The sequence below is a fragment of the Pseudomonas wadenswilerensis genome, from assembly GCF_024749185.1.
Lineage (GTDB): Bacteria > Pseudomonadota > Gammaproteobacteria > Pseudomonadales > Pseudomonadaceae > Aquipseudomonas > Aquipseudomonas wadenswilerensis.
The window spans coordinates 246219-265100 of sequence record NZ_CP087191.1 but is presented as its reverse complement, the minus strand read 5'-3'; the positions used below and the strand labels follow the sequence as shown (position 1 = coordinate 265100).

Below are 18882 nucleotides of genomic sequence, written 5' to 3'. Positions count from 1 at the left end.
TCAATTCCAGGCGTTGAGCTTGAATGAATAGGTCCATCTTACGGTGTATCCACACCGGTATGTACCTGCAGACGCTGTGAAAAACAGTCGCACAGCACACATATTAGAGTATATGCTCTAGAAAACCTGCCTTGCCGTGGAGTTTCGCATGCTCGCCGACGCTACCCGCTCCCTGCCGCTCACTGAATTCGACGCCCTCGACGCGCTGTTTGCCAAGCAGCGCCAGGCCTTTGCCGATAACCCCCGGCCCACGGCTGCACAACGCCTGCAATGGCTCAAGAGCTTGCGCACTGCGCTTCTCGGCCAGCAGGACGCCCTGATCGCAGCGATCAACGAGGACTTTTCCGGGCGTAGCGCCGACGAAACACTGCTGGCTGAACTGATGCCGAGCATCCAGGGCCTGCGCCATGCTGAAAAACATCTCAAGCAGTGGATGAAAGCCTCGAAACGCAAGGTCGGCCTGGCCTTCCAGCCAGCCAGCGCCGAGGTGCAGTACCAGCCGCTGGGCGTGGTCGGCATCATCGTGCCGTGGAACTACCCGCTGTTTCTCGCCATCGGCCCGCTGACCTGCGCCCTGGCCGCCGGCAACCGGGTGATGCTCAAGCTCAGCGAAGCCACACCGGCCACCGGCCTGCTGCTCCAGCAATTGCTCGACAAGGTATTCCCCGAAGACCTGGTCAGCGTGGTGCTGGGTGAAGCCGACGTTGCCCAGGCCTTCTCGCGCCTGCCGTTCGATCACCTGCTGTTTACCGGTGCCACCAGTGTCGGCCGCCAGGTGATGCTCGCCGCCGCGCAAAACCTCACCCCGGTAACCCTGGAGTTGGGCGGCAAATCGCCGGCCATTGTCTCTTCCAGCGTGCCACTGGCCGACGCCGCCGAACGCATCGCCTTCGGCAAGACCCTCAATGCCGGCCAGACCTGCGTGGCACCCGACTACGTGCTGGTGCCACGCGAGCGCTTGGACGATTTCGCCAGTGCCTACCAGAACGTGGTGCGGCGCTTTTATCCGACCCTGGCCAACAACCGGGACTACAGCGCGATCATCAACCCACGCCACCTGGCCCGCCTGGAGAGCTACCTGGAAGATGCGCGTAACAAGGGCGCCGAGATCATTGATCTGTATCCCGAAGAGCCGCGCCAGGGGCGCCGTCTGCCACCGCACCTGCTGCTGAAGGTCAGCGACGAGATGCGCGTGATGCAGGACGAGATCTTCGGCCCGCTGCTGCCGCTGGTGCCCTACGACAACCTCGACCAGGCGCTGGCCTACATCAATCAGCGCCCGCGCCCGCTGGCGCTGTACTACTTCGGCTACGAACGCAGCGAACAGCAACGGGTACTGGAGCAGACCCACTCCGGTGGCGTGTGCCTCAACGACACCCTGCTGCACGTCGCCCAGGACGACCTGCCGTTCGGCGGTATCGGCCCATCGGGCATGGGCCATTACCACGGTCATGAGGGCTTCCTGACCTTCAGCAAGGCCAAGGCGGTGTTCGCCAAGCAGCGCTTGAATGCCGCGCGGCTGATCTACCCGCCCTACGGCAAGGCGCTGCTGAAGCTGGTGTACAAACTGTTCATTCGCTGAAAAACCATCCTCGGGCCTGATAACAATGACCACAAGCCTGCCTGTAAACCCCGCGCTGAGCCGGCGCGGGCTGCTCAAGCTCAGCCTCGGCGCCAGCGCTTTTCTCGCCACTGCCGGGCTGGGTGCCAGCCTCAGCGGCTGCTCGGCGCAAACACCGGCCAGCGGCTTCACTGCCCTGCGCCAGAACGACCTGCCGATTGTTCAGGCCCTGATTCCGGTAGTTCTGGCCGGCACCAAGGCGGCGGACAACCGCGAAGCCTTGCTACGCAGGCTGGACAACAAGCTCGCTGCCCTGTCGCCGGCCATGCTCAAGCTGACCCGGCAGCTGTTCGACGTGCTTGCCATGGCGGTCACCCGCGGGCCGTTGACCGGCATCTGGGGCAGTTGGGACAACGCCAGCAGCACGCAGATCGAAGCCTTTCTGCAACGCTGGCAGGACAGCTCGCTGAACCTGCTGCGCATGGGCCACGCCTCGCTGCTGCAACTGCTGCACATGGCCTGGTACGAACTGCCTGAATCCTGGGCCCATTGCGGCTACCCGGGGCCACCCAAGGTCTGATCCCCCCATAACGACAAGAGGCTGAAGATGCCCGTACCCGACCTGTTCCGCGACGGCCTTGGCCGTGGCTGGAAAACCCGTGACGCCTCGCGCCTGGACCAGGACCTGAGCCTGGAAACCGATATCGCCATCATCGGCAGCGGCGCCGGGGGTGCCACCAGTGCCGAGCTGCTCAGCGCCGCCGGTTTCAAGGTGCTGCTGATCGAAGAAGGCCCGCTGAAAACCAGCAGCGACTTCCACATGCTCGAAGACCAGGCCTACGCCAGCCTCTACCAGGAAGGGATCGGCCGTATGAGCAAGGACGGCGCCATCACCATTTTGCAAGGCCGCGCGGTCGGCGGCACGACCCTGATCAACTGGACCTCGAGCTTTCGTACACCCGAGCCCACGCTGGAGCACTGGGCCAGGGAACATGGCGTCAAGGGCCTGAGCAGCGCCGAACTGGCGCCGTGGTTCGCACGTATGGAGCAACGCCTGGGCATCGAGCCGTGGATCATGCCGCCCAACGCCAACAACGAGGCGCTACGCCGCGGCTGCGAAGCGCTGGGCTACAACTGGAAGGTGATCCCGCGCAACGTGCGCGGCTGCTGGAACCTGGGCTATTGCGGCATGGGTTGCCCGGTCAACGCCAAGCAGTCGATGCTGGTCACCAGCATTCCAGCGACCCTCGAGCACGGCGGCGAGCTACTTTATCTGGCCCGGGCCGAGCGCCTGGAACACAACGGTGAACAGATCAGCGGTCTGCACTGCGTGGCCATGGACGCGCGCTGCGTCGAGCCGACCGGCCGCAAAATCCGGGTCAAGGCCCGGCATTACATCCTCGCCGGTGGCGGTATCAACAGCCCGGGCCTGCTGCTGCGCTCCGAGGCTCCGGACCCCCACGAGCGCCTGGGCAAACGCACCTTCCTGCACCTGGTCAACTTCAGCGCCGGGCTGTTCAAGGACCAGGTCAACCCGTTCTACGGTGCGCCGCAGTCGATCTATTCCGACCATTTCCAGTGGCGCGACGGCGTCAGCGGGCCGATTGGCTACAAGCTCGAAGTACCGCCCCTGCATCCAGCGCTGGCCAGCACCCTGCTGGGCAGCTTCGGCAAAGAAAACGCCCTGCGCATGGAGCAACTGCCGCATACCCACGTAATGCTCGCCCTGCTGCGCGACGGTTTTCACCCGGACAGCGTCGGTGGCGAGGTGCAACTGCGTGGCGATGGCTCGCCGGTGCTCGACTATCAGGTCTCGCCCTATGCCTGGGATGGCGTGCGCCGGGCTTTCCAGAGCATGGCCGAGATCCAGTTCGCGGCGGGTGCCGAAAGTGTGCTGCCGGTGCACAGCGATGCCCGCCATGTGAAAACCCTGGCCGAAGCCCGACAAATGATCGACGGGCTGAATCTTGAGCTGTTTCGTACCCGCCTGGGCAGCGCCCATGTCATGGGCGGCTGCGCCATGGGCGAGGACCCACGCCAGGCAGTGTGTGACAGCCTGGGACGGCATCATCAGCTGGCCAACCTGTCGATCCACGACGGTTCACTGTTCCCCACCAGCATCGGTGCCAACCCGCAATTGTCAGTGTATGGCCTGACTGCGCGGCTCAGTGACGCCCTGGCCGAGCGACTGGCAGCCGGCAGATGACAACAAATGGCCTCACTGTCTATAGTGCCTTCAGCGTGCGCGGGCGACTTGGCCGACCGCCATTGCTGCGATACCATCCGACTCCCCAACGCACTCCTGCCAGGACGACGCGATGAACCGAGTGTTGTACCCAGGTACTTTCGACCCTATTACCAAGGGCCATGGCGATCTGGTCGAGCGAGCCTCGCGGCTGTTCGACCAAGTGATCATTGCGGTCGCCGCCAGCCCGAAGAAAAACCCATTGTTCCCGCTGGAGCAACGGGTGGAACTGGCTCGTGAGGTCACCAAGCACCTGCCCAATGTCGAAGTCCTCGGCTTCTCCACCTTGCTGGCGCATTTTGCCAAGGAACAGCAGGCCAATGTGTTCCTGCGCGGCCTGCGGGCTGTTTCGGACTTCGAGTACGAGTTTCAGCTGGCGAACATGAACCGCCAGCTGGCCCCCGACGTCGAGAGCCTGTTCCTTACCCCTTCGGAGCGTTATTCGTTCATTTCCTCGACCCTGGTCCGGGAAATCGCGGCGCTGGGCGGCGACATCACCAAATTCGTCCACCCGGTGGTGGCCGAGGCCCTGACCGAACGCTTCAAAAAGTGACATTGGCGATTTGACCACGGCGCCCGCGTGCACTGCGGGCGCTAATGCGGCACAATTATGCCCATTGGTTTTCAAATGCCTGGGTTCTGAGCCCTGGCCGGAGTCCCCATGTCCCTGATCATCACCGACGATTGCATCAATTGCGACGTCTGCGAACCCGAGTGCCCGAACGCTGCGATCTCTCAAGGCGAAGAGATCTACGTGATCGACCCCAACCTGTGCACCCAGTGCGTGGGTCACTACGACGAGCCGCAATGCCAGCAAGTCTGCCCGGTAGACTGCATCCCTCTGGATGAAGCCCATCCGGAGACCGAAGCGCAGCTGATGGAAAAATACCGCCGAATCACCGGCAAGGCCTGATGCCGTTCGTCGCCCGACTCATACCGCTGGTACTGGGCGCCACCCTGGCGCTAGGGGCTGCCTGTGCCCAGGCACAAGGCCCGGGTCGCGCGGCGATTGCCACACCCCATGCCGAAGCCACCGCCGCTGCGCGGGAAATTCTCGAGCAGGGCGGTAACGCCTTTGACGCCGCCATTGCCGTCAGCGCCGCGCTGGCGGTGGTCGAGCCCTATGGCTCCGGCCTTGGCGGCGGCGGATTCTTCCTTCTGCGCGAAGGCGAAACGCCCGCACGCTATACCTTTATCGACGCTCGCGAGCGCGCGCCAGGCAGAGCCAGCGAAGCCATGTACCTCAAGGACGGCAAGGTCCAGCCGGGGTTGTCGATCAATGGCCCGCTGGCGGCAGCGATTCCCGGCTTGCCGGCAGCACTCGCGGATCTCGCTGCCCATTACGGCAAGCTGCCGCTGCAAAGCACCCTGGCTCCTGCCATTCGTCTGGCCAACCAGGGTTTTGCCGTCGACCGCATTTACCGCGACCGCGCGCAGATGCGCTTGAGCGCATTGCGCGACGACCCGGAAAGCGCCCGGCTGTTCCTCATCAATGGTGAAGTACCGGCCCTTGGCGCTCAGATCCGCCAACCGCAACTGGCCATTACCCTTGAGCGCATCGCCAGCCAGGGCCGCGACGGCTTCTATGCCGGCCCTACCGCTCAGGCCATGGTTGAGGGCATACAAGCTGCGGGGGGTATCTGGAGCCTGGATGACCTGGCCAACTACCGCACCGCCAAACGCGAGCCGCTGCGCTACCAGCTTGCCGGCCAGCGCGAACTGATCAGCGCTCCGCCGCCCTCGGCCGGTGGCGTGGCCCTGGCCCAGAGCCTGGCGATGCTGCAGCGCCTGCCCTGGCAAAGCGCCGAGCCGGTGCAGCGCAGTCATTACGTGCTGGAAGTGTTGCGCCGGGCCTATCGCGACCGCGGTCTGCTCGGCGATCCGGACTACGTCGCCAACCCGCTGCCACAACTGCTCGCACGCAATTACCTGACTTCGCTGGCCGACAGCATCGACGCGCACCAGGCCACGCCCAGCAACAGCCTGCCGCCCGCCCCGGCCTGGCGCGAAGGTGATCACACCACTCACTTTGCGCTGATCGATGCCGACGGCAATGCCGTGGCCGCGACACTGTCGGTCAACCTGCCGTTCGGCGCCGCCTTCAGCGCCCCCGGTACCGGTGTGGTGCTGAACAACGAAATGGATGACTTTGCCGCCGACCCGCGTGGCAGCAACAGTTATGGCCTGGCCGGCAGCCAGGCCAACGCCGTGGCCGCCGGTAAACGGCCGCTGTCGAGCATGAGCCCGAGCTTTATCGAGAGCCCGACCCAGTTCGCCGCCTTCGGCACACCGGGCGGCAGCCGCATTCCGAGCATGGTGCTGCTGTCGATGATGGGCTTTCTTGAGGGCAAGCCGGTGGCCGACTGGCCGGCGGTGCCGCGCTATCACCACCAGTACCTGCCGGATGTGGTCGAGCACGAGCCGGGGGCGTTCAGCACCGGGCAGCAGCGTGAACTGCAGGCACGCGGCTACCAGCTCAAGGACCTGGGGCGGACCTACGGCAATCAGCAAGTACTGTACTGGGACAAGGCAGGGCAAACCCTCGAAGCCGCCAGCGACCCCCGCGGCGTGGGCGCCGCGCAGGTGCTCAGCCCGCGCTAAACACCTTCACTTCTGGCAGCGTAGGCAGAAGACGCTGGCGCGCTGGCCGAGCTTGACCTCACGCAGGATGCTGCCACACACCTTGCACGGCTCTTCCCCACGCCCGTAGACGAACAGTTCCTGCTGGAAGTAGCCCGGCTGGCCGTCGCCACCGATAAAGTCGCGCAAGGTGGTGCCGCCGCGCTCGATGGCGCAGGCCAGGATGCGTTTGATCTCGATCGCCAGCTTCAGGTAACGCGCCCGGGAAATGCTCCCGGCTTCACGGCGCGGATCGATGCCAGCGGCGAACAGCGCCTCGGTCGCATAGATATTGCCCACCCCGACCACCACCGCGTTGTCCATGATGAACGGCTTGACCGCCATGGAGCGGCCGCGTGACAGCTGGAACAGCCGCTCGCCGTCGAACAGATCGGTCAGGGGTTCCGGGCCGAGCTTGATCAGCAGCTCATGATTGAGCGGATCGAGGCTCCACAGCATCGCCCCAAAGCGCCGCGGGTCGGTGTAGCGCAGGGCCAGGCCCGACTCCAGTTCGATATCCACATGCTCGTGCTTGGCCGCCGGCAGGCCGATCTCGACCAGGCGCAAGTTGCCGGACATGCCCAGATGGCTGATCAGGGTGCCAACCTCGGCATTGAGCAGCAGGTACTTGGCGCGCCGCTCGACCTTGACGAAACGCTGCCCGGACAGGCGAATGTCGAGGTCCTCGGGGATCGGCCAGCGCAGGCGCCGGTCGCGCACGATCACCCGGCTGACCCGCTGGCCTTCCAGGTAAGGCGCAATACCGCGCCGGGTGGTTTCGACTTCTGGCAATTCCGGCATGGATCAGTGACCGCCCAGTTCGCGAATGGTCTGCTTGAGGTTCTCGAAGTCATACTCGGACAGGCCGACATAATCGAGCACCAGGTGCCCGACGGTATTCCATTCGTGGTCGACGCTCTGGTTGCCCAGCACCCGGTAGGAGGCACAGATGTGCTCGGCCATCTTCAGGATCGCCAGCAGGTTCTTCAACTGGCTGTTGCGCGCCGAGTCATCGCTGAACACCGCCAGGGCGTTGTGATGGTTGGCAATGGCATTGCTCAGGTGCTCGGGCAGGCGCCACGACTTGGCGGTGTAGTACCCGACCACCGCATGGTTGGTGTTGAACACCTGGTTTTCGGTATCGACCACCCGCTGTTCGGCGCCGGCACTGGCGTAGGCATCCTCGAGCACGCTCATGTACTCGGGGAAGCGCTTGAGCATCAGCGGCACGCCGCAATCGTGGAACAGGCCCAGGGCATAGGCTTCGTCCACCGCCTGGGAGCCGATGCGCTTGGCCAGGGTCAGGCAGGTCATGGCCACGTCCTGGGCGGTGTCCCAGAAACGGTTGAGGGTGACGATGGTGTCGTCGCTCATCTCGCCCTTGATCGACTGCGCATTGATCAGGTTGATGATCGAGCGGCTGCCGAGCAGGTTCACCGCACGCTGGATCGAGGCGATCTTGTTGCTCAGGCCGTAGTACGGCGAGTTGACCAGCTTGAGCAATGCCCCGGACAAGCCCGGGTCCTGGGAGATCAGCTTGGCGATCACCTCCAGGTCGGGGTCGGGCATGTATTGTTCGAACTGCAGGTCAACCATGATCTGCGGCTGCGGCGGCACGCTGATGCCTTGCAGGGCGTTCTGGATCTGTTCGGCGGAGAGTTCCTGGGACATAAGTACACACTCGGGGCTGAGCGGCGATTCTAACCCGATCGTACTGGCCAGGGGTGAAGCTAAAGGCCATCGCTCTGTTGCAATTTGTCGCTATTCCCCATCGACACGGCAGGCATCGCGCTATAATCCCGCTCTTTTTTCCCGGAGCGACGTCATGTCCCTGCCCAGCCTTCGTCTCAAAGCCAATGCCGACCGCCGCCTGCGCGCTGGCCACCTGTGGGTCTACAGCAACGAAATCGACGTCGCCGCGACCCCGCTGCATGGCTTCAAGGCCGGTGACCAGGCGATCCTCGAAACCGCCGGCGGCAAGGCTTTGGGCGTCGTTGCCATGAGCCCGAACAACCTGATCTGCGCCCGCCTGCTGTCGCGTGACGCCAAGCTGGCCCTGGACAAGTCGCTGCTGGTGCACCGCATCAACGTTGCCCTGTCGCTGCGTGAGCGCCTGTTCGACAAGCCGTTCTACCGCCTGGTGTATGGCGATTCCGACCTGCTGCCGGGCCTGGTGGTCGATCGTTTCGGCGACATCCTGGTGGTCCAGCTCGCTTCGGCGACCATGGAGCAACACAAGGATGACGTCGTAGCCGCCCTGGTTCAGGTGCTCAAGCCGACCGGCATCCTGTTCAAGAACGACTCGGCCGCGCGCGATGCCGAAGGCCTGGGCCGTTACGTCGAAACCGTGTTCGGCCTAGTACCGGAGTGGGTGGCCCTGGAAGAGAACGGCGTGAAGTTCGAAGCGCCGGTCATGGAAGGCCAGAAGACCGGCTGGTTCTACGACCACCGCATGAACCGCGCGCGTCTGGCGCCGTACGTCAAAGGCAAGCGCGTGCTCGACCTGTTCAGCTACATCGGTGGCTGGGGCGTACAGGCCGGTGCCTTTGGCGCCAGCGAAGTGTTCTGCGTCGATGCCTCGGGCTTTGCCCTGGACGGCGTCGAGCGTAACGCCGGGCTCAACGGCATTGCCGAGAAGCTGACCTGCATCGAAGGCGACGTGTTCGAAGCGCTGAAAGAGCTCAAGGCCTCCGAAGAGCGTTTCGACGTGATCGTGGCCGACCCGCCCGCCTTCATCAAGCGCAAGAAAGACCTGAAAAACGGCGAGGGCGCCTACCGCCGCCTGAACGAACAAGCCATGCGCCTGCTGACCAAGGACGGCATCCTGGTCAGTGCATCCTGCTCGATGCACCTGCCGGAAGACGACCTGCAGAACATCCTGCTGACCAGCGCCCGCCACCTGGACCGCAACATCCAGCTGCTCGAACGCGGCGGCCAGGGCCCGGATCACCCGGTCCACCCGGCGATCCCGGAAACCCGCTACATCAAGAGCATCACCTGCCGCCTGCTGCCGAACAGCTAAGGCGTGGTGCAATAAAAAATCCCGGCCAGGTGCCGGGATTTTTTTGCCTGCAATACGCTAGCGGTTGGGCTGCCAGGTCAAATCGATACCATCGAGGGTCAGCGTCTTGTAACGTGGCATCACCGGTTTCATCTGCCCACTGCGGATCAACTGAACCAGTCGCTCGGTGTTATCGCGAATACTGTGCAGGCTACCGACTTCGCGCCACTCCCCCTTGCCCTCGCGGGCAAACAGGAAAACGCTGGATGCGTAGGTGTGCCGCGGGATCATCAACACTTCGTTGCGCCCGTCGCCATCCATGTCCACCCCCCACAGGAAACAACCCTTGCCGCCGCATTGGCTCAGGGCCATGACCATCGTGGCGAACTCCTCGCTGCCAGGTTGCTCAGGCCCCAGCCATTCAAGGTTCGGGGCGTGACTGTCGTCGGCGTACAGCGGGTGGGCTTCATCCATGATCCACTGCAGCTTTTTCCGTCCTTCGGCGTCGAACAGTTCGTCAGTCTTGAGCCGCGCTTCCAGCGCCTTGAACGCCTCACGTCCCGGCTTGCCCAGGCGGTGGTACAAAGTTCTGGCATCGAATTCCTGGATCGCGGTACGCCCGCTAAGCAGACGCTCGACCTGGTTGTTTGCACTGAGCTGCAAAGGGTTCAGCAGCGGCGTATAGAACAGCACCACGAGCACCGCGCTGAGCAGGGCAATCCACGGGTTGCTGACCCGCAGGCTGTGCAACCAGCCGTGGCGCGAGGCGAACACTGCCCAGAGTGCGGCCAGGCTGTGAACCTGCATCACACCGATCAGCAACAGGGCGAGGATGCGCTCAGGCGTAAGGCCATACTGATTTACCCGCAACCAGCTTGAATAGCCCGCCAGCGCCACCAGTACCGGCAAGCACAGCAAGCAGGCCTCGACCAGGCGCTTGAGCACGCTCGGATAGGGATTGGCCTGATGGCCATCCTGGAACACGCCGTTGACCAAAAACAGGTTGATGACCACCAGCAACAACAAGATGGTGGTCGAGTAGCCGGTATTCCAGATCGGTTGCAACCCGGTAAACGGCAGCATCAGGCTGAACAGTACGGCGATCAGTGCGCTCAGTGGCAGCAACACACGACACAGGGTCAATAGCACGCCGCGCAGCAGGCCGATGACTTTTTCGTTCTCCAGGCCCATGCGCATCCCCAGGGAGAACACTACCGCCAGGCCGATGCGCACTACTGGCGCCGAGGTCAGCACGTCTTCGACCTGGGGGATGCCGAGCATCAGGAACAGGCGTCCGCACAACCACAGCAGCAGCCAGAACAACAGGGTGAACAGCAGTGCCAGGAGGACGATGAAGATGTTGTTCCAGGCATGCCGGAACAGGTCTTCATAGCGCAGCCGCAGGCCTTCGCGGGTCGGCCAGCTGAGGATGAAGGCGGTGCCGATGTAGGTGACGGCAACCGTAGCCACCCATGAGCTCTGCCAGACCCAGCCCAGGGTGTCCTGACTGAAGGTCCAGCTGCTGATAAAGCCGATCAGCAGCGTCAGGCCCAGTACCAGCCAGCCCGTACCGCGATGCAGCACTGCACTGCCAAGCAGTTGCAGGTTGACCCCGGCCACCAGCACGGCGGCGCACAGGCCGAATGGCAGCCCGGCGATATCGATTTGGACGTGCCTGGCGTAGAGGAACACCAGGCCCTGAATCAGGCCGATGGCCAGGTAGAACAGTAAAGATCGACTTATCGCAGGCATTGCAAATCCTTTTGGCCAGTGGGGTGCGAAGGGCGCAAGTCTACCGAAAGCCAGCACCTGATCGTGTGGCTTGCGGACAATTTTTGCAGTAACGGCCGGGCTGGCTTGCCGGTAGGGTGCTAGATCAGATATCGAGTACCTGCGAAGCAATGCCGAAGTAAACCAGCACACCGGCAGCATCAGCGATTGAGGTTACCAACGGACCGCTGGCGGTCGCAGGATCCAGCTTCAGCTGACTGAGGAGGAACGGCAGGCTCATGCCAATCAAGCTGCCCAGCAAGACGATAATCAGCATGCTGCTTGCCACGATCAATGCGATATCCGGGCCACCTCGCAGTACACCGAGCGTGGCCACCGCCGCCGCCATGGTTGCTCCCAAGGCCAAAGCTACCCCGCACTCTCGGCCAAGCAGGCTTAACCAGTCGCGCATCACCACTTCGCCGGTGGCCAGAGCCCGGACCATCAGGGTCGCCGACTGAGCTCCGGCGTTACCCCCGCTGTCGACCAGCAACGGCAAAAAAAACACCAGGGCAATGTGCGCGGCAATGGTGTCCTCAAAGGCTGCGATTCCCGCCCCGGAGAACAGATTGCCAAACACCAGCAGTACCAGCCAGAACACTCGCTTGCGGTAGAGCAAGCCGACAGTTGCCGATTTCAGGTTACCGATATGAGTGCCTATCGAGGCACCTTTATGAAAGTCTTCGGTGGCTTCGTCCACCATTACATCCAGAGCCGCGTCACAGGTCACGATACCCACAAGATGCCCGCGTGGGTCGAGCACCGGCAGGGCCAGCAGGTCGTACTCGCGGATCAGCCGGGCCACCTGCTCCTGCGGAGTATCGGTGTTCACGCTCAGCACCGGTTGAACCATCAGCCGTTCGATCGGGCGGTCAGGGGCAGCCAGGATCAACTCGCGCAACGAGAGCGTGCCGAGCAGGTTGCCCTGTTCGTCGAGGACGTAGGACTGGTAGATGGTTTCGGCATCGGCCGCTTCGCGGCGCAACATGTCGATGGCCTGGGTCGCCGTGAGCCCGCTGACAATGCAGGAGTATTCGCTGCTCATCAGCGCCCCGGCGCTGCCCTCAGGGTAGAAACCGGGCTGCAGCAAGCCGTCCCGACGCGCCTGAGCCTGCTGGCGCGGTTGCGACAGCGTGTTTACATCGTCAATGCAGTGCATATCTTTCTCCAGGCACCTTCGCGGGAGCCCGGGAGCCTTGCCCTTGCATCAGGCTCAGCCCAGTAGCAGCCCCAGCGCCGATGCGCTCAGTGCCAGATTGTAAGTTCGCGTTGAACCGAAACTGGGAAGGTCCATTAAGGGTGTCGTCTCGTGAGCCGCACATGCGGCGCGCGGATAATAGCCAGCTCATTCAGGCTGCAATAGCCGTAAAAGTGCGTTTCAGAAGGGTCCTACGAATGGGTGGGATAGCGTGAAGCTGCTCAAAGCGTGATCCCAGCATCACCAACCATCTATTGCGCCATTCCCTCAAAGCCGCAGCGGTGTAGAATCGGACTATTCATCGCCAGTCATCCCCGGCGGGTTTATGAGCTCTGGCCGAGCGCACGGCGATCCCGCGGCGATCTCGGCTTCATCCGTACCAGCGGCCACCTGCCTTCGGTGCAAAGGACAAGAGAAGCTCACTCCCCTTTTTGTTACCTGATTAGCCGCCAGGAGTGCTTCATGCCTGATTACCGCTCGAAAACGTCCACCCACGGCCGCAATATGGCCGGCGCCCGCGCCCTCTGGCGTGCCACCGGGATGAAGGACGAAGACTTCAAGAAACCGATCATCGCCATCGCCAACTCGTTCACCCAGTTCGTCCCGGGCCACGTGCACCTGAAGGACCTGGGCCAGCTGGTCGCCCGCGAGATCGAACGCGCCGGTGGCGTGGCCAAGGAATTCAACACCATCGCGGTCGACGACGGCATCGCCATGGGCCATGACGGCATGCTCTATTCGCTGCCTAGCCGCGAGATCATTGCCGACTCGGTCGAGTACATGGTCAACGCCCACTGCGCCGACGCCATCGTCTGCATCTCCAACTGCGACAAGATCACCCCCGGCATGCTGATGGCCGCGCTGCGCCTGAACATCCCGGTGATCTTTGTCTCCGGCGGGCCGATGGAAGCCGGCAAGACCAAACTGGCCAGCCACGGCCTGGACCTGGTCGACGCCATGGTCATTGCCGCCGACTCCACCGCCAGCGACGAAAAAGTCGCCGAGTACGAGCGCAGCGCCTGCCCGACCTGCGGTTCGTGTTCCGGCATGTTCACCGCCAACTCGATGAACTGCCTGACCGAAGCCCTGGGCCTGGCCCTGCCGGGCAACGGTTCGACCCTGGCCACCCACAGCGATCGCGAACAGCTGTTCCTGCAGGCTGGCCGTACCATCGTCGAGCTGTGCAAGCGCTACTACGGCGACAACGACCAGAGCGTGCTGCCGCGTAACATCGCCAACTTCAAGGCGTTCGAGAACGCCATGATGCTGGACATCGCCATGGGTGGTTCGACCAACACCATCCTGCACCTGCTGGCCGCCGCCCAGGAAGCCGAGATCGCTTTCGATCTGCGTGACATCGATCGCCTGTCGCGCAAAGTGCCGCAACTGTGCAAGGTGGCGCCGAACATCCAGAAGTACCACATGGAAGACGTCCACCGCGCCGGTGGCATCTTCAGCATCCTTGGGTCGCTGGCCCGTGGCGGTCTGCTGCACACCGACCTGCCGACCGTGCACAGCCCGAGCATGGAAGAAGCCATCGCCAAGTGGGACATCACCCAGACCAGCGACGAAGCGGTTCACCATTTCTTCAAGGCGGGCCCGGCCGGTATCCCGACCCAGACCGCGTTCAGCCAGTCGACCCGTTGGCCGAGCCTGGATGACGACCGCGAAAACGGCTGCATCCGCAGCGTCGAGCACGCCTATTCGCAAGAAGGCGGCCTGGCCGTGCTGTACGGCAACATCGCCCTGGACGGTTGCGTGGTGAAAACCGCCGGCGTCGACGAGTCGATCCACGTCTTCGAAGGCAACGCGAAGATCTTCGAAAGCCAGGACAGCGCCGTACGCGGCATCCTTGCTGACGAAGTGAAGGCAGGCGACATCGTCATCATCCGCTACGAAGGCCCGAAGGGCGGCCCGGGCATGCAAGAGATGCTCTACCCGACTTCGTACCTCAAGTCCAAAGGCCTGGGCAAAGCCTGTGCACTGCTCACCGACGGCCGTTTCTCTGGCGGTACTTCGGGTCTGTCGATTGGCCACGCTTCGCCAGAAGCCGCAGCCGGCGGCGCGATTGGCCTGGTGCAGGACGGCGACAAGGTGTTGATCGACATCCCCAACCGCTCGATCAACCTGCTGGTCAGCGATGAAGAGCTGGCCGCGCGCCGAGTGGAACAGGACAAGAAAGGCTGGAAACCGGTCGAAGCGCGGCCACGCAAAGTGACCACTGCGCTGAAGGCTTATGCCCTGCTGGCGACCAGCGCCGACAAGGGCGCGGTCCGCAACAAGGCGCTGCTCGACGGGCTGTAAGCAGAAAAGCATCGCGGGGCAAGCCCGCTCCTACGGGTGTAGGAGCGGGCTTGCCCCGCGATGGCCTCGACTCAGTACTTGGCCCGCACGCTAAAGGTCAGGTTGCGCGGCTCGCCATAGAAGTTCGACCCCCACGAACTGTCCACCCGCTCATAGTAAGTACGATCAAACAGGTTGTTGGCCGTCAGCGTCGCCGACAGGTTCTGGTTGAACTTGTACCCCACCTGGGCCGTGGCGATGCTGTAGCCGCCCTGGACGAAGTCCACGTCACGTTTGTAGTAGGTGGCACTCACTGCCCGCACCCCGCCACCGACGCTGAAGTCCTTCAGCGGGCCATCGGCAAATTCGTAGCGCGTCCACAGGTTGAAGTTGTGCTTGGGGGTGATGGTGGTGCCCTGGTTGGTGTCTTCGCCACTCAGCGACTTGAGCATGGTGAAGGCGTAGCCGGTGCTGATGCTCCAGTTGTCGGTGAGGTTGCCGCTCAGCTCGGTTTCCCAACCCTGGCTGCGAATCTTGCCTTGCGGCTCGTAGTACTGGTTGTTGGCCACCAGCTCGGCGCGGTTCTCGTCGTAGATGCGAAACAGCGCCACGCTGCCATTCAAACGGCCATCGTAAAACTCACGCTTGAGGCCGATTTCGTACTGTTTGCCTTTGCGTGGGGCGATGGTCTGGCCACCGGCATTCACATCGGTCTGCGGCTTGAACACACTGGTGTAGCTGGCATAGGCCGACAGCTCCGGCGTCAGCTTGGCCACCAGCGCCCCGTAGGGGATGACCTTGCGGTTGATGCTGGTCTCGGTGCTGTTGAAGTTGTTGAAGAAGGCGTTGGCGTTGTGCGCATCGCTTTCGAACCAGGTCACCCGGCTGCCGAGGATCACGTCCAGCCAGTCGGTGGCGCTGATCTTGGTGCGGGCGTAGAGGCCGTACTGGTGCGATTTCGACCAGTTGCCGTTGTCCATTTCGTACTTCTGCTTGGGGATATTGATGCTGCCCGGGTCGAACACGTTGGTGTCGAAGTATTCACCGCCGCCGTAGGTGAAATCCTTGTCCAGGTGCTGGTACTCGGCGCCCACGGTCAGCTCGTGGGTACGGCCGAACGCTTCCACCGGAACGGTCACGAAGCTGTCCAGGCCCAGGGTCTTGATGTGGGTGTAGTAGGAGTAGGCCACGGCCGAGCTGGCGCCGGTGGCCGGGTCTACCGCGCCGTCGCTCCAGGTGAAGTTGCGGGTCGGGGTTTCGGCATCGCGGTAGGTCAACGAGGTCTTGAACTGGCCGCCGTTCTCCAGCGCGTGATCGACTTCGAAGAAGCTCTCCCAGACGTGCTCGTCCAGTTCGTTCCACTTGGCATCGACGAAGGTCGAGCGCTTGACGTCCAGCAGCTTGCCGTTGGCGTAAGCCGGCAGGCCGAACGCCGGGGTGGAGTGGTTTTTCTGATAGGCGCCGCCCAGCGACAGCGTAGTGTCCGGGGTCACGTCGTATTCCAACCGGCCATAAACCATTGGCCGCTCGTTCTGGGCGTAATCGACGAAGGACTTATTGTCCTCATAAGCGGTAACGAAGCGCCCGCGCAGGCTGCCGTCGCTGTTGAGCGGGCCGGTGATGTCCACGGTCGAGTGGTAGCGATCGTAAGAGCCTGCCGACAGCTCGCCACTCAGGGCGAACTGCCCGAGGGCGCGCTTGCGCACCAGGTTGATGGTACCACCAGGCTCGCCGGCGCCCTGATACAGGCCGGAAGGCCCGCGCAACACTTCGACGCGGTCGAACATCGCCAGGTCGAAGCTGGTCATCAGGTCGCCCTGGCCGGTCATTTGCGAGACGCCATCGACCTGCACCTGATCGACCAGAAAACCGCGCATATACACGTCATTAAGGCTGGAGCCGGAGTTGTAGCTCTTGATCGTCGCCCCGGTGACCTGGCGCATGGCGTCCTGCAGGCTGTTCATGTTCTGGTCGTCCATGCGCTGACGGGTGACGACCGATACCGACTGCGGAATGTCCTTGAGCTTTTGCTCCCCCTTGCCGATGGTCAGCGCACCTGTGGTGTAGGACTGGCTGCCTTCGGTAGTGGCGCCCAGCACCTTGCCGCCGACCATGGTCGCGCCCAACTGCAACGCGGCGTCATCGCCCTGGCGTCTTTCCAGGGTTACGCTGTCGCGATCGATGTAGGTTGCGCTCAGGCCAGTGCCGGCCAGCAGCCGGGCCAGTGCCTGGTCCTGTGGATAACTGCCGCTCAAGCCCGGGGAGCGCAAGCCTTGAGTGACCTCGGCACCGACCAGCACCTGCACCCGGGTTACCGCACTGAAGGCTGCCAGCGCCGCATCCAGCGATTGCGCCGGGATCTCAAAGCGATAGACCTGCGCTTGCGCGGCAGGCGCAGCCAGGGTCGGCAGTGCCAGTGTGCCGCAGCCCAGGGCAATGGCCAGGCTCAGCAGGGTCGGCACGCCGGGCAGGCGCCGGGTGGCGGTGGTGTGTTCCATCAGTGATGCTCCCCAGAATCGTCGAAGTCGTTAAGTGGCGCCGCACTGTCTGAGAGTGCTTATTATTTGCGCCTACGAGATCAAGGACGTCAGCTACTGGGGAAACCCTGAAACTTTCGTAAGAATTTTTTCAGCCCTCACGCAATACGCGCAGGTACGAGGTGTAGTGCTCGGCGCGCAGGCCCAGGGTGTGGGTCAAGGCCTTGAGCACGGCCTCGGGCTTGTCGATCTCGAACACCCCCGAGACCTTGCGCTGGCGCAGGCTCTCGCCCAGCACCAGGGTCTGCCCCGGCCAGTAACGGTTGAGGGCATCGACCACTTCGACCAGCGGCTGCTCGCGGAATACCAGCTGGCGTTGGCGCCAGGCGAACTCGGCGGCCACATCGAAAGCATGCTCGGAGCTCAGTTGAGCGCCGCGATACTCAACTGCGCGACCGGGTTCGAGCAGCACTGTCCGGTGATTGTCGGCGCTGACCTGGACCTTGCCCTGAGCTACCCGCACGCGCGTCTGGTCACCCTGCCGGGCCACGCTGAAGCGCGTGCCTACGACCTTGACCCAGCCATCGCCCGAGCGAATCACGAACGGACGCGCCGGGTCATGACTGACATCGAACCAGGCCTCGCCACGCAACAGCCGCACCCGCCGCTCGCCATCAGCCAACTCGACCTGCAGCGCCGTGTCAGTGTTGAGCTGAAGTTGCGAACCGTCCGCCAGGGCAATGTTGCGCGACTCTCCGGTGCTGGTGGCAAAGTCGGCGCGCCAGCGGTCCGGCCAGGGGCTGTACGCCAGCAAACCGACCATCAACAACACTGCTGCAGCACTGGCCCAGGCCTGCAACCGCGGCCGGCGCCAGCGCGCACGCTGGGCGTCGCGTATCTGCCGCGCCGGCTCACGTAACGCACCCAGCAGGCCAAGCACTTCGTCCCAGGCCTGGACCTGTGCCGGGCCCCGGGCCAGCCAGGCGGTGAAGGCCTCGCGCTCAGCGAGCGTGACGTCCTCGGCCTGCAGGCGGTAGTACCAGCCACTGGCTTCGGCGAACAGGTCGTCGGCATCCGTGGCGTGTGGGTCGGTCATCGGGGTATCCGTCGCTGCAATTGGCCGGCTCATGGGCACGACCTCGGCGTGCCGCTGAGCAAGCGCGCCTTGATAAAGGCCCGGCAGTCGATCAGCGCACGGCGCAATTGGTATTCGACACTACGCGGGGAAATCTGCAGCCGCTGGCCAATTTCCCGGTAGGAACATTCGTCGACATGATAAAGCAGGAAGATATGCCGGGTCGCCTCGGGCAGGGCCTGGATGGCCTCGTGCATCAGCGCTTGCTCCTGCAGCGCAGACAATTGCTCGTCGGCCCCGGGCGTTTCGCAGGCCAGCTCCTCGCTGGGTTCACCGCCGTCCAGGCGCTCGCGGCGAATGGACTGACGCTGGTGGTCACGTACCAGGTTGCTGGCAATGGTGAAGAGAAAGGCCGGCAGGTTGTCGATCTTCTTGTCGGCAGGCAGCCGCGCCAGGCGCAGGAACGATTCCTGCGTCAGGTCGGCTGCCACCTGCGAATTGCCCGTGCGGCGCGCAACAAAGGCTTCCAGCGCTTTCTTGTGCTCGGCGAACAAGCGGGCAATCTGCGTATTCCACGAAGACACGGTACTTCCTGGCGGTGGACCTCAAGGTGAGCGCACGCTAGCAGAAGATGAGATGAATTCGCAATTGAT

15 protein-coding genes are annotated in these 18882 nt (G+C 63.3%); 8 read left to right on the top strand and 7 right to left on the bottom strand.

Going from position 1 to position 18882, the window contains the following annotated elements; genetic code table 11:
* The first annotated feature begins 148 nt into the window (after nucleotides 1-148).
* The 6 genes from LOY45_RS01170 to ggt all read left to right on the top strand — a co-directional run bounded on the left by LOY45_RS01170 (nucleotide 149) and on the right by ggt (nucleotide 6407).
* Nucleotides 149-1582: a coniferyl aldehyde dehydrogenase gene (locus tag LOY45_RS01170; RefSeq protein WP_115089414.1), complete on the top strand. Its 1434-nt coding sequence runs from the start codon at nucleotides 149-151 to the stop codon at nucleotides 1580-1582.
* Between the two features lie 25 nt (nucleotides 1583-1607).
* Complete coding sequence (locus LOY45_RS01165; RefSeq protein ID WP_115089415.1) at nucleotides 1608-2141, top strand: twin-arginine translocation pathway signal protein; 534 nt, start codon at nucleotides 1608-1610, stop codon at nucleotides 2139-2141.
* Nucleotides 2142-2168: 27 nt separating this feature from the next.
* A complete protein-coding gene (locus LOY45_RS01160; protein WP_115089416.1) occupies nucleotides 2169-3767 on the top strand; it encodes a GMC family oxidoreductase in 1599 nt (532 codons plus the stop codon).
* A 112-nt stretch (nucleotides 3768-3879) separates the two neighbouring features.
* Nucleotides 3880-4359 (top strand): pantetheine-phosphate adenylyltransferase, encoded by a 480-nt coding sequence (gene coaD / locus LOY45_RS01155; RefSeq protein WP_115089417.1) that lies wholly within the window; start codon nucleotides 3880-3882, stop codon nucleotides 4357-4359.
* A 108-nt stretch (nucleotides 4360-4467) separates the two neighbouring features.
* Nucleotides 4468-4719 carry a YfhL family 4Fe-4S dicluster ferredoxin gene (locus LOY45_RS01150; protein WP_038997674.1) on the top strand — a complete coding sequence of 84 codons (252 nt, stop codon included), beginning with the start codon at nucleotides 4468-4470 and terminating at the stop codon, nucleotides 4717-4719.
* On the top strand, nucleotides 4719-6407 hold the full coding sequence (ggt, locus tag LOY45_RS01145; protein WP_258578642.1) for a gamma-glutamyltransferase: 1689 nt from the start codon (nucleotides 4719-4721) through the stop codon (nucleotides 6405-6407). Before LOY45_RS01150 ends, ggt begins: the two co-directional genes overlap by 1 nt.
* 6 nt (nucleotides 6408-6413) lie before the next feature.
* Here ggt and mutM read toward each other — a convergent pair whose 3' ends face one another.
* A complete protein-coding gene (mutM, locus tag LOY45_RS01140) occupies nucleotides 6414-7226 on the bottom strand; it encodes a bifunctional DNA-formamidopyrimidine glycosylase/DNA-(apurinic or apyrimidinic site) lyase (RefSeq protein WP_115089419.1) in 813 nt (270 codons plus the stop codon).
* A gap of 3 nt (nucleotides 7227-7229) precedes the next feature.
* Nucleotides 7230-8042 (bottom strand): HDOD domain-containing protein, encoded by an 813-nt coding sequence (locus LOY45_RS01135; RefSeq protein ID WP_166675626.1) that lies wholly within the window; start codon nucleotides 8040-8042, stop codon nucleotides 7230-7232.
* A 208-nt stretch (nucleotides 8043-8250) separates the two neighbouring features.
* Between LOY45_RS01135 and LOY45_RS01130 the strand changes: the two genes are divergently transcribed.
* Nucleotides 8251-9447, top strand: a complete 1197-nt coding sequence (locus LOY45_RS01130; protein ID WP_010222172.1) for a class I SAM-dependent rRNA methyltransferase — start codon at nucleotides 8251-8253, stop codon at nucleotides 9445-9447.
* Nucleotides 9448-9504: 57 nt separating this feature from the next.
* Here LOY45_RS01130 and LOY45_RS01125 read toward each other — a convergent pair whose 3' ends face one another.
* Together LOY45_RS01125 and mgtE are read right to left on the bottom strand one after the other, a co-directional pair.
* The gene (locus LOY45_RS01125) at nucleotides 9505-11178 is read right to left on the bottom strand and encodes a DUF4153 domain-containing protein (RefSeq protein ID WP_258578641.1); all 1674 of its coding nucleotides are present in this window, start codon (nucleotides 11176-11178) and stop codon (nucleotides 9505-9507) included.
* 124 nt (nucleotides 11179-11302) lie between these two features.
* Nucleotides 11303-12355, bottom strand: a complete 1053-nt coding sequence (gene mgtE / locus LOY45_RS01120; RefSeq protein ID WP_115089423.1) for a magnesium transporter — start codon at nucleotides 12353-12355, stop codon at nucleotides 11303-11305.
* 501 nt (nucleotides 12356-12856) lie between these two features.
* Between mgtE and ilvD the strand changes: the two genes are divergently transcribed.
* On the top strand, nucleotides 12857-14698 hold the full coding sequence (gene ilvD, locus LOY45_RS01115; RefSeq protein WP_093377274.1) for a dihydroxy-acid dehydratase: 1842 nt from the start codon (nucleotides 12857-12859) through the stop codon (nucleotides 14696-14698).
* A 71-nt stretch (nucleotides 14699-14769) separates the two neighbouring features.
* Here the strand turns inward: ilvD and LOY45_RS01110 are convergent, their stop codons facing one another.
* The 3 genes from LOY45_RS01110 to LOY45_RS01100 all read right to left on the bottom strand — a co-directional run bounded on the left by LOY45_RS01110 (nucleotide 14770) and on the right by LOY45_RS01100 (nucleotide 18813).
* Nucleotides 14770-17175, bottom strand: a complete 2406-nt coding sequence (locus LOY45_RS01110; RefSeq protein WP_115089425.1) for a TonB-dependent siderophore receptor — start codon at nucleotides 17173-17175, stop codon at nucleotides 14770-14772.
* A 130-nt stretch (nucleotides 17176-17305) separates the two neighbouring features.
* Nucleotides 17306-18250 carry a FecR family protein gene (locus LOY45_RS01105; protein ID WP_134061191.1) on the bottom strand — a complete coding sequence of 315 codons (945 nt, stop codon included), beginning with the start codon at nucleotides 18248-18250 and terminating at the stop codon, nucleotides 17306-17308.
* 29 nt (nucleotides 18251-18279) lie between these two features.
* Nucleotides 18280-18813 carry an RNA polymerase sigma factor gene (locus tag LOY45_RS01100; protein WP_258578640.1) on the bottom strand — a complete coding sequence of 178 codons (534 nt, stop codon included), beginning with the start codon at nucleotides 18811-18813 and terminating at the stop codon, nucleotides 18280-18282.
* Between the last annotated feature and the right edge of the window lie 69 nt (nucleotides 18814-18882).

What these genes read in the sequence shown, in the direction of transcription:
- mutM (WP_115089419.1), bottom strand. Translation starts at nt 7,226, where the DNA reads ATGCCGGAATTGCCAGAAGTCGAAACCACCCGGCGCGGTATTGCGCCT.
- LOY45_RS01150 (WP_038997674.1), top strand. Translation starts at nt 4,468, where the DNA reads ATGTCCCTGATCATCACCGACGATTGCATCAATTGCGACGTCTGCGAA.
- LOY45_RS01110 (WP_115089425.1), bottom strand. Translation starts at nt 17,175, where the DNA reads ATGGAACACACCACCGCCACCCGGCGCCTGCCCGGCGTGCCGACCCTG.
- LOY45_RS01165 (WP_115089415.1), top strand. Translation starts at nt 1,608, where the DNA reads ATGACCACAAGCCTGCCTGTAAACCCCGCGCTGAGCCGGCGCGGGCTG.
- LOY45_RS01130 (WP_010222172.1), top strand. Translation starts at nt 8,251, where the DNA reads ATGTCCCTGCCCAGCCTTCGTCTCAAAGCCAATGCCGACCGCCGCCTG.
- ggt (WP_258578642.1), top strand. Translation starts at nt 4,719, where the DNA reads ATGCCGTTCGTCGCCCGACTCATACCGCTGGTACTGGGCGCCACCCTG.
- LOY45_RS01170 (WP_115089414.1), top strand. Translation starts at nt 149, where the DNA reads ATGCTCGCCGACGCTACCCGCTCCCTGCCGCTCACTGAATTCGACGCC.
- mgtE (WP_115089423.1), bottom strand. Translation starts at nt 12,355, where the DNA reads ATGCACTGCATTGACGATGTAAACACGCTGTCGCAACCGCGCCAGCAG.
- LOY45_RS01105 (WP_134061191.1), bottom strand. Translation starts at nt 18,250, where the DNA reads ATGACCGACCCACACGCCACGGATGCCGACGACCTGTTCGCCGAAGCC.
- LOY45_RS01125 (WP_258578641.1), bottom strand. Translation starts at nt 11,178, where the DNA reads ATGCCTGCGATAAGTCGATCTTTACTGTTCTACCTGGCCATCGGCCTG.
- coaD (WP_115089417.1), top strand. Translation starts at nt 3,880, where the DNA reads ATGAACCGAGTGTTGTACCCAGGTACTTTCGACCCTATTACCAAGGGC.
- ilvD (WP_093377274.1), top strand. Translation starts at nt 12,857, where the DNA reads ATGCCTGATTACCGCTCGAAAACGTCCACCCACGGCCGCAATATGGCC.
- LOY45_RS01160 (WP_115089416.1), top strand. Translation starts at nt 2,169, where the DNA reads ATGCCCGTACCCGACCTGTTCCGCGACGGCCTTGGCCGTGGCTGGAAA.